This window comes from Bradyrhizobium macuxiense (genome assembly GCF_001542415.1).
Taxonomy (GTDB): domain Bacteria; phylum Pseudomonadota; class Alphaproteobacteria; order Rhizobiales; family Xanthobacteraceae; genus Bradyrhizobium; species Bradyrhizobium macuxiense.
Map to the genome: position 1 here is coordinate 20,045 of NZ_LNCU01000033.1, position 12,436 is coordinate 32,480.

General features: G+C 64.6%; 13 protein-coding genes and 1 pseudogene. 9 read left to right on the forward strand and 5 right to left on the reverse strand.

The features are described from left to right. Positions 1–4: 4 nt before the first annotated feature. The 6 genes from cysW (at position 5) to AS156_RS07930 (ending at position 5,367) form a co-directional block, all read left to right on the forward strand. The gene (gene cysW / locus AS156_RS07905; RefSeq protein WP_136626085.1) at positions 5–967 is read left to right on the forward strand and encodes a sulfate ABC transporter permease subunit CysW; all 963 of its coding nucleotides are present in this window, start codon (positions 5–7) and stop codon (positions 965–967) included. Continuing rightward, positions 957–2,006 (forward strand): sulfate/molybdate ABC transporter ATP-binding protein, encoded by a 1,050-nt coding sequence (locus AS156_RS07910; protein ID WP_066502273.1) that lies wholly within the window; start codon positions 957–959, stop codon positions 2,004–2,006. The genes cysW and AS156_RS07910 overlap by 11 nt, the downstream gene beginning before the upstream one ends. Positions 2,007–2,294: 288 nt before the next feature. After that, entirely contained in the window at positions 2,295–2,780 is a 486-nt protein-coding gene (locus AS156_RS07915) for a CAP domain-containing protein (protein ID WP_201456008.1), read from the forward strand. A gap of 105 nt (positions 2,781–2,885) precedes the next feature. After that, positions 2,886–4,058 carry a DUF3734 domain-containing protein gene (locus AS156_RS07920; RefSeq protein WP_430641783.1) on the forward strand — a complete coding sequence of 391 codons (1,173 nt, stop codon included), beginning with the start codon at positions 2,886–2,888 and terminating at the stop codon, positions 4,056–4,058. A gap of 12 nt (positions 4,059–4,070) precedes the next feature. Then, a complete protein-coding gene (locus AS156_RS07925; protein WP_066502276.1) occupies positions 4,071–4,859 on the forward strand; it encodes a 3-hydroxybutyrate dehydrogenase in 789 nt (262 codons plus the stop codon). Positions 4,860–4,989: 130 nt separating this feature from the next. Beyond that, positions 4,990–5,367 (forward strand): MAPEG family protein, encoded by a 378-nt coding sequence (locus tag AS156_RS07930; RefSeq protein WP_245312601.1) that lies wholly within the window; start codon positions 4,990–4,992, stop codon positions 5,365–5,367. Positions 5,368–5,376: 9 nt separating this feature from the next. Here the strand turns inward: AS156_RS07930 and AS156_RS07935 are convergent, their stop codons facing one another. Continuing rightward, a complete protein-coding gene (locus tag AS156_RS07935) occupies positions 5,377–6,759 on the reverse strand; it encodes an oligosaccharide flippase family protein (protein ID WP_136626086.1) in 1,383 nt (460 codons plus the stop codon). Positions 6,760–6,961: 202 nt separating this feature from the next. Then, complete coding sequence (locus AS156_RS07940) at positions 6,962–7,798, reverse strand: protein-disulfide reductase DsbD domain-containing protein (protein ID WP_066502281.1); 837 nt, start codon at positions 7,796–7,798, stop codon at positions 6,962–6,964. A 136-nt stretch (positions 7,799–7,934) separates the two neighbouring features. On the opposite strand from AS156_RS07940, the gene AS156_RS07945 reads away from it, so the two are divergent. Then, the gene (locus AS156_RS07945; RefSeq protein ID WP_066502318.1) at positions 7,935–8,582 is read left to right on the forward strand and encodes a YqgE/AlgH family protein; all 648 of its coding nucleotides are present in this window, start codon (positions 7,935–7,937) and stop codon (positions 8,580–8,582) included. Positions 8,583–8,697: 115 nt separating this feature from the next. Here AS156_RS07945 and AS156_RS07950 read toward each other — a convergent pair whose 3' ends face one another. Both AS156_RS07950 and AS156_RS07955 read right to left on the reverse strand, forming a co-directional pair. Then, on the reverse strand, positions 8,698–9,585 hold the full coding sequence (locus tag AS156_RS07950; RefSeq protein WP_066502283.1) for a TauD/TfdA dioxygenase family protein: 888 nt from the start codon (positions 9,583–9,585) through the stop codon (positions 8,698–8,700). Positions 9,586–9,749: 164 nt separating this feature from the next. Further along, positions 9,750–10,529 carry an SDR family NAD(P)-dependent oxidoreductase gene (locus tag AS156_RS07955; protein ID WP_066502286.1) on the reverse strand — a complete coding sequence of 260 codons (780 nt, stop codon included), beginning with the start codon at positions 10,527–10,529 and terminating at the stop codon, positions 9,750–9,752. A gap of 186 nt (positions 10,530–10,715) precedes the next feature. Here AS156_RS07955 and AS156_RS07960 point away from each other — a divergent pair, with 186 nt between their 5' ends. Next, positions 10,716–11,450: an SDR family NAD(P)-dependent oxidoreductase gene (locus AS156_RS07960; protein WP_066502288.1), complete on the forward strand. Its 735-nt coding sequence runs from the start codon at positions 10,716–10,718 to the stop codon at positions 11,448–11,450. Between the two features lie 68 nt (positions 11,451–11,518). Then, positions 11,519–11,893, forward strand: coding sequence for a CsbD family protein (locus tag AS156_RS07965; RefSeq protein ID WP_066502291.1), 375 nt, complete (start codon positions 11,519–11,521; stop codon positions 11,891–11,893). A 165-nt stretch (positions 11,894–12,058) separates the two neighbouring features. Here the strand turns inward: AS156_RS07965 and AS156_RS07970 are convergent. Continuing rightward, a pseudogene (locus AS156_RS07970) lies at positions 12,059–12,436 on the reverse strand (hypothetical protein); the annotation flags it as partial.

Genomic DNA, 12,436 nt, shown 5'->3' on the forward strand with positions numbered 1-12,436 from the left:
CGCGATGTCGATGCAATCGGGATTGGTCTCCTCCACGCCGCAGCTGCGGACCTATGCGCCCGCAACTGACGTGAGCGTTGCAGCGCCGGCGCCGCGCCTGGAGATTGCACACGCCCAGCCGGTCACCGCGCCGCGCGACCTGCGCACCGAGCCGGGACCAGTCCGTTTCGTCATCATCGCGCTGGCGCTGACCTTCCTCAGCGTGTTCGTGGTGCTGCCGCTGGTCGTCGTATTCGCTTCAGCTTTCTCGAAGGGTATCGGCGCCTATCTCGCGGCGCTGGCCGAGCCGGAGGCGCTGGCGGCGATCCAGCTGACGCTGCTGGTCGCGGCGATCTCGGTTACCCTCAATCTCGTGTTCGGCATCATCGCGGCCTGGGCGATCTCGAAGTTCGAATTCACCGGCAAGACCTTCCTGATCACGCTGATCGATCTGCCGTTCTCTGTCTCCCCGGTGATCTCGGGCCTCGTCTTCGTGCTGTTGTTCGGGGCGCAGGGCTATCTCGGGCCGTGGCTGCAGGCGCACAACGTCCACATCCTGTTCGCGGTGCCCGGCATTGCGCTGGCAACGGTGTTCGTCACCTTCCCGTTCGTGGCGCGCGCGCTGATCCCGCTGATGCAGGAGCAGGGCACGCAGGAAGAGGAGGCGGCGATCTCGCTCGGCGCCTCCGGCCTGCAAACCTTCTTCCGCGTCACGCTGCCCAATATCAAATGGGGCCTGCTTTACGGCGTCCTGCTCTGCAACGCGCGCGCGATGGGCGAGTTCGGTGCGGTGTCGGTTGTTTCGGGTCATATCCGCGGCGAGACCAACACGATGCCGCTGCTGGTCGAGATTCTCTACAATGAATATCAGTTCGTATCGTCGTTCGCGATCGCGTCGCTGCTTGCGATGCTGGCGCTGATCACGCTTGTGGTGAAGACCATTCTCGAGCGGCGTTTGGACCAGGCAGAGGTGCCCGATGGCGATTGAAGTCAGGAACATCGTGAAGACGTTCGGCAGCTTTGCCGCGCTCAACAATGTCGATCTCAAGGTCGCCGACGGCGAGCTGCTCGCGCTGCTCGGCCCCTCCGGCTCCGGCAAGACCACGCTGCTGCGGATTATTGCGGGGCTGGACTGGCCTGACTCGGGCGAAGTTACGATCGACGGCGAGAACGCGCTGACCCGCGGCGCCAGCGAGCGCCAGGTCGGCTTCGTGTTTCAGCATTACGCGCTGTTCCGACACATGACGGTGTTCGAGAATGTCGCCTTCGGCCTGCGCGTGCAGCCGCGCGCGATCCGCAAGGACGAGGCGACGATCCGCGCCCGTGTCAAGGAGCTGCTCGATCTGGTGCAGCTCGATTGGCTCGCGAACCGCTATCCGAGCCAATTGTCCGGCGGCCAGCGGCAGCGCATCGCGCTGGCACGCGCGCTCGCAATCGAGCCGCGTATCCTTTTGCTCGACGAACCCTTCGGCGCGCTCGATGCCAAGGTGCGCAAGGAGCTCAGGCAATGGCTGCGCTCGCTGCACAACGAGATCCACGTCACCTCGATCTTCGTGACGCATGACCAGGAGGAGGCGCTCGAAGTCGCCAACCGCGTGGTCGTGATGGACAAGGGCCGGATCGAGCAGATCGGTTCGCCCGGCGACGTCTATGACAATCCGGCGACCGCCTTCGTGCACGGCTTCATCGGTGAATCCATCGTGCTTCCCGTCGACGTCAGCGGCGAGGCGGTGCGGCTCGACGGCCGTCCGCTCAACATTGCGGCCCATGGGGTGGCGTCGGGTGCCGCCAAGCTGTTCGTCCGCCGCCATGACATGGCGATCGGCCCGGCAGGAACCGGCGCGCTGGAAGGCGCCATCAGTCATGTTCGTTCGTTCGGCCCGATCCAGCGTGCGGAGGTCACACTGGCCGGGAGCGAAGGCAAGACCGTGATCGAGATCGACGCCCCCCGCGATCGCGAGCTCCAGGCCGGCGAAATCGTCTCGCTGCAGCCCCGCCGTTACCGGATCTTCGCCGCCCAAGGGTAAGTAGCCTCTCTCAAGCCTCTCCTTGAAAAGGGGAGGTCGCTTTGCTCGTCAGAGCAAAGCGGGTGGGGATCTTCTCTCTCCGCATACAACGTCGCCTTTGGCTGACCCCATCCCGACCTTCCCCCTTTCAGGGGAAGGAGAAGACCCCGCGGCCAGTGAGCGGTCGGGACCGTCCCCGCGGGAATGACGGCTTTTGCGGGTCAAAAGTCAGCCCCTGTTCACCATTCAGCCACGGTTGGCATGCAACAACGCCCCCTGCAATCTTGGGGGTTCTCAGTGAAACGGACGATGATCGCCCTGTTCGGGCTTCTGGTGCTTGCCGGCTGTGCCGGTGAGACCAAAATCCCGGAAGAGCCGGCCATGTATCTGAACATGGCTCAGCCCGGCGCTGTCCTGGACAGCCAGGCGGCGGCGATCATGTTCTCCCAATACCGCCAGAACAACGGCCTCGGTGTCGTCGTGGTGGACCCGGACCTGACGAAGCTCGCCGAGCAGCAGTCGCAGGCGATGGCGGCCCGCAACAAGATGGACCACGACGTCAAGGCCCCGCTCGGCAAGCGGCTGGAGGCCGGGGGCTATCCTGCGACGATCGCGGTCGAAAACATCTCCGCCGGTTACCACACGCTCGCGGAGGCATTTTCGGGCTGGAGGGATTCACCGCCGCACAAGGCCAATATGCTGAAGAGCGGTGTCACAAAGATGGGCATTGCGGCGGTCTATGCGCCGAACACCAAATACAAGGTGTTCTGGACGCTCATTCTCGCGGCAACCTGATTTCGATAAATTCAGCGTGATCCGACGTCCCATCTGACCGATTGACGCCGTGGCGATCAGCGGCCACGGTGCATCTCAAGTCATTTCCGGAGCCAACGGTTTCGAATGAACATGTCGGATTCCGCGCCAGCCTCTGCGCCGGCGCATGCGCAACGCGTGCTGGTTCTTCAGGGCGGCGGTGCGCTCGGTTCCTATCAGGCCGGCGCTTTCCAGGCGCTCTGTCGTGCGGGCTTCGAGCCGGAATGGATCGCGGGCATCTCGATCGGTGCCATCAATGCCGCGATCATCGCCGGCAACGAGCCGGACAAGCGCGTGCCGCGCCTGAAGGAATTCTGGGAGATGGTGTCGGCGCCGGTGCCGTGGAATCCGATCTCGAACCACGAGCGAGCCCGTTCACTGTTCAACGAGACCAGCGCCGCGATCATCGCGACCTTCGGCGTGCCGGGCTTCTTCACGCCGCGCATCCCGCCGGCGCCGCTGTGGCCGCCCGGCAGTTCGCAGTCGCTGAGCTATTACGACACCGCGCCGTTGAAAAAGACGCTGGAGCGCCTGGTCGATTTCGACCGCATCAACGATCTGAAGACCCGCCTGTCAGTCGGTGCTGTCGGCGTCACCTCGGGCAATTTCCGCTATTTCGACAATTACGAGTTCAAGAAGCTCGGCAAGAAAATCGGCCCCGAGCACATCATGGCATCCGGCGCGCTGCCGCCGGGCTTTCCGTCAGTCGTTATCGAGGGCGAACACTACTGGGATGGCGGCATCGCCTCCAACACGCCGCTCGATTTCGTGCTCGATGAGGAGGTCAACCGCGATCTGCTGATCTTCCAGGTCGACCTGTTCAGCGCGCGGGGCCCGCTGCCGGAGACCCTGCTGGAAGCCGCCGAGCGCGAGAAGGACATCCGCTATTCCAGCCGGACGCGGATGAACACCGACAAGAACAAGCAGATCCACAATGCCCGCATGGCGGTGCGCGACCTGATCAGCAAGCTGCCGGACTATCTGAAGAACGATCCTTCGGTCGAACTCTTGCGCAAGGCCTCCAAGGAGAACACCGTCACGGTGGTTCACCTGATCTACAAGGGCAAGAACTACGAGAGCAATTCCAAGGACTACGACTTTTCCCATATCGGCATGGTCGAGCACTGGAATGCCGGTGTCCGTGATGTCCATTTGTCGATGCGTCATAAAGAATGGCTAGAACGGCCTCAGTCCGGGGAAACGATGGTGACTTACGACCTCACGGGGGACGAACCCAAGCCCCCCGAAAGCAGCAGATAGGAGCGAAGAAGAATGGGTACGCTGACAGGCAAGACCGCCGTTGTGACAGGCTCGACCAGTGGCATCGGATTGGCTTACGCACGCGCCTTCGCCGGCGCCGGCGCCAATATCGTCCTTAACGGCATGGGCGTTCCGGCCGATATCGAGAAGGAGCGCTCCGGCATCGAGACCGACTTCAAGGTCAAGGCCGTGCATTCGCCGGCTGACATGACCAAGCCGGCCGAGATCGCCGACATGGTCGCGCTCGGCGAAAAGACCTTCGGCTCGGTCGATATCCTGGTCAACAATGCCGGCATCCAGTTCGTCTCGCCGATCGAGGAGTTTCCGCCGGAGAAGTGGGAAGCGATCATCGCGATCAACCTGTCGTCCGCGTTCTACGGCATTCGCGCCGCGGTGCCCGGCATGAAGAAGCGCGGCTGGGGCCGCATCATCAACACCGCCTCGGCGCACTCGCTGGTCGCCTCGCCGTTCAAGTCGGCCTATGTCTCGGCCAAGCACGGCATTGCCGGCCTCACCAAGACCGCTGCGCTGGAGCTCGCGCAGTTCAAGATCACCTGCAACTGCATCAGCCCGGGCTATGTCTGGACGCCGCTGGTCGAGCACCAGATCCCGGAGACTATGAAGGCGCGCAACATGACCAAGGAGCAGGTCATCAAGGATGTGCTGCTGGCCGCGCAGCCGACCAAGGAGTTCGTGACGTCGGAGCAGGTCGCGGCTCTCGCGCTGTTTCTGTGCGGCGACGACGCCGCGCAGATCACCGGCGCCAATCTCTCGATCGACGGCGGCTGGACTGCGGAGTAGCGCGATCGATCGACGGCCAACGCCGCGCCTGCGGCGTTGCCGGACCAGGCACGCCGCGAAGAGCCGGTTCTGACCGGATCAGGGCCGGCTCATGTGAGTCGGGGGCAGGTGCATGACCATCGAGCTCGCCATGCTTGCCGCCGGCATCGTCCTCGGCATGGCGCACATCATCGTTGCGGCGCATTTGCAGAGCGCGCAGCGCGGCTATCGGTGGACGGCCAGTTCGCGGGAGCAGGACGTTCCGCCGCTCACCGGCCTCGCCGGACGGGCGGAGCGGACGCTTCGCAATTACCTCGAGACCTTTCCGTTTTTCGCTGCGGCGATCCTCCTTGCTGCGACGACCGGTACGCACAGCTGGCTCACGGTGTGGGGCGCGCAGCTGTACTTTTGGGGGCGCATTCTCTACGCAATCCTGTATCTCGCAGGAGTGCCCCTCGTGCGATCGATCGCGTGGAACGTCCCGACCGTCGGCATCCTGATGATTGTGGCTGCGCCGTTTCTGAAGTGAACAGGGCGATCAAAGCGCCGGGCGCGCCTTGCCGAATGCCAGCACGTGCAGCCCGAGGCGGGCGCGCACGACATAGAACAGCAGGATCGTCTCGAAGGTCAGCGACAGCGAGGTCGCGGCCGCGGCGCCCATGCCGCCATAGCGCGGCACCAGCGCGAAGCACAGCCCGACGTTCATGAGGAAGGCCACGGCATAGGCGGTCGCGCAAATGCGCTGGTGGCCGAGCATGTTCAACAGCCGCTCGACCGGCCCGATCGCCGAGCGCACGACAAGCCCGATCGCGGCGACGAACATGATGTCGTAACCGCCGACGAATTTCGGTCCGAACAGCCACAGCAGCGGCTTGCCGAACATCAGCAAGGTGGCGGTCGCCAATAGCGAAGGCCAGAACGTCCAGTTGATCGCATGCGCGACATAGGCCGACAGCCGGTCGCGGTCGCCGAGCGCGTTGTATTCGGCGAAGCGGTGCGCCGTTGTCGCCGACATCGCGTAGTGGATGAAGGAGACCAGCGCGAGCGTCTTCACGACCGCGAAGTAGACGCCGACCTCCTCGGAAGGACGGAATTGCTGCAGCATCAGCACGTCCGTGTAGGACAGCAGCATATAGAAGCTTTCGACCAGCAGGATCGGCAGCGAGATCGCGAGCCAGCCTCTGATGTCGTAGGCCTTCTCGCCCGGTTCGATATGCGCGGCGAGGCGACGGTTCAGCACGATCATCTGGCTGATCGCCGCGATGTACACCGCTGCCGCGCTCGCGGCCATCGCGAGGGTTGCGCCAAGATGCAGGCCGAGCGCCAGCGCTCCGGCCGTGAGGCCGATGATCAACCCCTGACGCACGATGAATTGCGGCATAAGAGCGAGCTGCATCCAGTCGTGCGAGCGCGCGATCCCGTCCTGCGTGTTGGCGATCACGAATGGCGGCAGCATCAGGCAGCCGATATAGAGCGGTACGATCGTATCGGCATCGATCCAGGGCGAGAGCAGCCGGATCAGGCCTGCGAGCAGCAGCGCGATGACGCTGGAGGTCGTGAGCGTCATCCAGCGGCTGCCGGAGAGGAAGCCGCGCAGCAGCGCATGGTTGCCTGCGGTGCGATACTCCGGGATGATCTTCTGCGCGGATGCCGCGATGCCGAAATCCATGATGCTGCCGAGCAGCAGCACCCAGGTCCAGACATAGACATAGATGCCGTAGTCCGAGCCGCCCATCCAGCGCGCCAGCAGGATCTGCGCGAGATAGGCAATGGCGGCGCTGATGACGCGGATGATGAAGATGGTGCCGGCGAGCCGCCTGGTGACGGAAGCCTCGCTGGTACCGCCGAGCATGCGCGCGGCGAGGCCGCGCAGACGCGCGATCGGGCCCGACGCTGCAGTGGTTGCGGATTGGGTATCCATCACGGCCAAAGCAGGAAATTCCTGAAACGCCGCGAGGCGGCGGCAATGGCCTGATCTATCAACGAAACGTTAAGATTGGGTTGGACAGGCGGCCTTCGGTCCGGCGTGAGGCAATGAGGTAAGGACGCGCAAACGGCGGTTCGGGGAACTGAGGGATTCCGGGTTAACCCGCCTCGCACGAGTCCCGCAGCGCCGCTTCGGCTCAGTTCAAATTGATATTGAATTCGTAGCTCTTGCTGCCGCCGACCAGCGTCAGCTTCAGCGCCGCGCCCTCCGGGTTGGTGCCGGGAGGCAGGCCGTCGAGCGCGAACTCGAAACGCTTCACGCCGGGCGGCGCGTGCTCTACGAGCTTCGGCACCGGCAGCGCCCAGTCGGGCGTCGGTCCCTCGACGAACAGGCTGAGATCCTTCGTCTCGGGTGCGGCAACGTCGACCATCACGTTGTTCCCGTCGCGCTTGACGTCGCGGATCGTGACCGGATTGGGATCGCCGATATTGGCCGGCTTCGGCACCGCGTTGAGAGCTTCCGACAGCGCGCCGTCCTCGGTAGAGGCGACGCTCGCGAACGCCAGCTCGGCCTTCGCTTCCACCGGCACGCACAGCTTCTCGCACACGGCGTAGTTGATCTCGGCGCGCAGCGTCAGCGGCTTGTCAGGATTCTTCGCGACGATGCGCAGCGGCAGTACCACCTGATGCTTGTAGCCGAGTGACGTGCCGCCGGCGCCGTCATCGAACTGCCGCGGCGCCGGCCACATCACCGTCACCGCTTCGACATTGTCCGACTTGGAGAAGTCGAACCGCGGCGGCACGCCGGAATCGCCCGGCGTCCGCCAGTAGGTCTTCCATCCGTCCTGGAGTTGGAAGGCGATGCCGCCGAGCAGCACCGCGCCGCTGCGCGAACCCGCGAGCAGCCTGACCGCGGAATGCGTATCCTGCTGCCACGGCGAAGCGTCGTCGGCGCGCACCTCCGTTGCCATACATGCGACGGAGACGGTGGCGGCAAAGCCGAATACGGCCCGCAGGGGAACTGTGACGATCATGAGACGTCTTTACCTGCAACTTTCGTTGCAAACCATTGAATTGCTTGTGATGCATCGCCGCGCGACGCGCGAAGCTTGATTGACAGAACAGCCACCCAATATCAGGATGCCAGATCAGCAGGAAAGGCCTCTGCCGATGAACCCCGAAGCCAAAGCAGGCAAGACACGCAAGTCCAGCGCCGGCATCGGTCACAACGCAGCCGAGGAAGGCTACCTTGACGGCCAATTGCTGATCGCGATGCCCGTGATGAGCGACCCGCGTTTCGAGCGCTCGGTGATCTACATGTGCGCCCATTCGTCCGAGGGCGCCATGGGCATCATCGTCAACCGCCCGGCCGGCAGCATCGACTTCCCCGGGCTCCTCGTGCAACTCGACATCATCCAGAAATCGGACCAGATCACGCTGCCCGAGAATGCCGAGATGATGAAGGTGATGAAGGGCGGCCCGGTCGACACCGGCCGCGGCTTCGTGCTGCATTCCAGCGACTTCTACATCCAGGATGCGACGCTGAACATCGACGACGGCATCTCGCTGACCGCGACCGTTGATATCCTCAAGGCGATCGCCAAGGGCGCCGGTCCCAAGCACGCGATCCTCGCGCTCGGCTACGCCGGCTGGGCGCCGGGCCAGCTCGAGAACGAGATCCAGCACAATGGCTGGCTGCACTGCGACGCCGATCCGGACCTGATCTTCGGCGACGACGTCGACGAGAAATACGCGCGCGCCCTGCGCAAGATCGGGATCGAAGCGGGCATGCTCTCGAACGACGCCGGGCACGCCTGATCTGTCGTCATTGCCGGGCTTGACCCGGCAATCCATCAAGAAAAATCGCTTTCGAAGATAGATGGATACGCGGGTCAAGCCCGCGTATGACGAGCTTGTGGCAGCAGTGCTGTCACTACTCCGCCGCCTCCTGCGCCACTGTCGGCATCGTGCCCGCCACCGTGGCGCGGCGCATGTCGCGGGGCTGCGACTGATCGTAGCGGCGCACGCGATGAACGGTCTGGCGGTTGTCCCACATCACGAGGTCATGCACCGTCCATTTGTGCACGTAGACGAATTCGGGCTGCGTCGCGTGCTCGGTGAGATCGCGCAGCAACAGCCGCCCCTCCGGCATGCTCATGCCCCGGATCGCGCCGGCATGCGACGACAGGTACAGCGACTTGCGGCCGTGCACCGGATGCGTCCGCACCAGGCGCTGCAGCACCGGCTTGAACATCTGCTTCTCCTCGTCGGAGTAGTCGAGGAAGCCGAGCGAACCGCGCGAATACATCAGCGAGTGCTCGCAGATCATGTCCTCGATCTCGACCTTGGTCTCGTCGTCGAGCGCGTCATAGGCCGCGCGCATGTCGGCGAATTCGGTGTTGCCGCCCTTGGGGTTCACGATGCGCGCCGACAGCAGTGAGAATTTCGCGGGGATCGGGCGGAACGAGCTGTCGGAGTGCCACAGGCAGTTGCCGAGATTGAACAGATGCGTGCGGTGGTCTTTCGCCAGCGGCTTGCCGTCCTTGCCGAGATTGGAGACGTCGTTTAGCCCGGAGGAGAGCCGATAGTCCTCCTTCTTCGTCACGGTGCCGCCGCGCGACTTTTCCCGCTCGCCGAAATTCAGCGCGAAGGCCAGCTGCTGCTCATCGGTGATGTCCTGGCCGTGGAACACGAGCACGGCGTATTTGTCCATGCCGGCCTCGATGTCGATCGCTTCCTGCTGCGTCAGCGGCTTGCGCAGATCGACGCCGGAGACCTCGCCGACGAAATGCTTGTGAAGCTGCCGGATCAGGACGGCCATGGCGTATCTCCCCGTATGCGGCGGGCGGTTTGTCCCGCTTCCGTTTCAAGAAAAGCTACTCCCGGTTCGCAGCCTGTCAACGCATCGTACCGCATGCAGGGTTGCGCTGACCTCCGCCCGCAATGCAGTGCAGCGTCTCCTGGCGGTGCTTCGCGGTGCCCGCGCTACGCGTTCCTGGCCATCAACCCGCCGTCCACCGGAATTACCGCGCCGGTCAGGAAGGAGGCCGCGGGCAGGCACAGGCTCAGTGTCATGTGCGCGACCTCTTCCGGATCGCCGTAGCGGGCAAGCGCCGTGCGGCGCTTGGCGTAGATCGTCTTGTGCTCCTCGGAGATGCGGTCGGTGATGGCGGTGCGGATCGGCCCCGGGCAGATGCAGTTCACGGTGATGCCCTCGCGGCCCAGCTCCACCGCGAGCGAGCGCGTCAGGCTGGTCACGCCGCCCTTGGCTGCAGAGTAGGGGCTGTGCAGCGCAGTCGCACCCAGCGCCTCGGTCGAGGCGATGTTGACGATGCGCGGCGATCGCGACTTGCGCAAGTAGGGCAGGGCGGCGCGGATGATGCGCGGATGCGCGGTCAGCATCACCGCGATACCCTTGGCCCAGGCATCCTCATAGGCGGGATCGTCGATCGGCACGCGCACCGAGATGCCGGCATTGTTGACGATGATGTCGAGCCCGCCGAAATGCGCGGCAACGTCGTTCACGACCTTGGTGATGGCATCGCGATCGGCGACGTCGAGCACCCAGGCTTTGGCCGAGCCGCCTGCTTCGGTGATCTCCTTCGCAACCGCCTGCGTGCCCTCGGCAGTGAGGTCGGTGACCGCGACATTGGCGCCTTCATCGGCGAACACGCGCGCGGTGGCGCGGCCCATGCCGCTTGCTGCTCCCGTCACGAGAACGGTGAGGCCCTTCACCGAACGGCTGAGCTGCTTGAATTCGGACATGAGGGACCTCGCTGGAAGGAGACATGATGCGTTGTGAGACCAGCAAGGCTGGCACCGATCCGCAAGGACGTCAAACCGATGATCTCATCCCGGCATGACGGCAGCGCATTAACGCAAGTCCGGCGTTGGCTTTTCGCAAAGGATCATGCTCAATCAGGAAAGCAGCAGACGAGAGAGGAACGCGCGATGAACGAGCTCGATTTCAGCGGCAAGCAGGTGTTGGTGGTCGGTGGCTCCAGCGGGATTGGCAACGGCATTGCGCAGGCGTTCCGTGCCAAGGGCGCGCGTGTTGCCGTCTGCGGCACGCGTGCGCAGGCGAGCGATTATTCCGCCGAGGACGGCTCACATCTAGACGGCCTCACTTACGCGCAGCTCGATGTCAGCAATCCGCAGGCGATCGACGCGTTCAATCCGTCGTTCGACCGGCTCGACGTGCTGGTGCTGGCGCAGGGCGCGGTGATTTACCGCCGCGGGGAATTCGAGATGGAGGGCTTCCGCAAGGTGATGGAGGTCAACCTGATGAGCCTGATGGCCTGCGCGACCAAATTCCATACGATGCTCAGTGCAGCGAAGGGCTCGCTGATCATCGTGAGCTCGACCGCGGCCTATCATTCCACCATGGGGAATCCGTCCTACAACGCCTCGAAGACCGGCGCGGTGGGACTGACGCGCACGCTCGGCGAGGCGTGGGCGGAGAATGGCATCCGCGTCAACGGCATCGCGCCCGGCCTCGTCGACACCAAGATGACCAAGGTGACGACATCGAATCCGAAGCGTCTCGAAGGTGCGCTCGAGCGCATTCCGCTGCGGCGTCTCGGTACGCCCGCCGACATGGCCGGCGCCGCGCTGTTCCTCGCTTCGCCCTTGTCGTCTTACATCGTCGGCCAGACCATCGTGGTCGACGGCGGGCTGATCCTGTAGCGGGCAGACCCTGTAGGAACTCGATCGCGCCTGCCCGGTTAGCTCCCCGACAATCAAGGGAGCACGTGATGGACAAGGATCGGATCTACGGTTCGGCCAAGGAGTTCACCGGCAAGGCCGAGGGCGCTGTCGGCGATGCGACCGGCGATGCCGAGACGCAGGCCTCGGGCCGCGCTCGCGAGGCGGCCGGCGCCGCGCAGGATCTCTACGGCCAGGCCAAGGATGCCGCACGCGGCGCCGCCGACACCGCAGTCAATTATGCGAAGGACGCCTATCAGCATCGCGGCGAGACCATCCGCAGCGGGCAGCAGGCGATGACGAGGTCGGTGCAGGACAATCCGCTCGGCGCGCTTCTGATCGCCGGCGGCATCGGATTTGCGCTCGCGCTGTTGCTGACCCGCCAGCCGCGCCGTCCGCCGCCGCGCTGGCGCTATTTCAGTTGAGTGATGTAAGGCCGTAAGCGGAGGACGGATTTGCGCAGCGTAATCCGTCCACGTCGCATGCCGAGTGGGGCGGTGGGTTAAGCTTCGCTAACCTGCCTTGCGAAATCGCAAACCAAGAGAAAATCAAGAGACCGTCTCTCGCGAGCGCCGCGCGTCGCGCAACGCTCACTGCACGGGGTAGCGCTGCGGCACCGATGCGGAGCGGCCGACATTGGCGGGCGGTCGCGGCGGCCGCGGCGGCGTCACCAGCGGCCGCTGCTGCGGCGCGCCGAAGCCGCCGAAGCCGAAGAAATCGCGGTACCAGGGCTGCTGCCGTTGCGGCGGCGGTTGCGTCTGGGCCGGACGGAACGCGCGCCGTTGCGGCGGCGGCCGTTGCGGCGCCGTGATGATCGAGCCGTCAGGCGCAATCGCGGTGGTCGTCGGCGGGGGATTGGCCGGCGCCGGTGCAGCCGGTGTGGTCGCGGCGACCGGCACGTCGCCCTTCGCCGGCTCGCGCTCGATCTCGCGGCGCGGCCAGGCAAAATCGTCGGCGCGGCCGGCGGG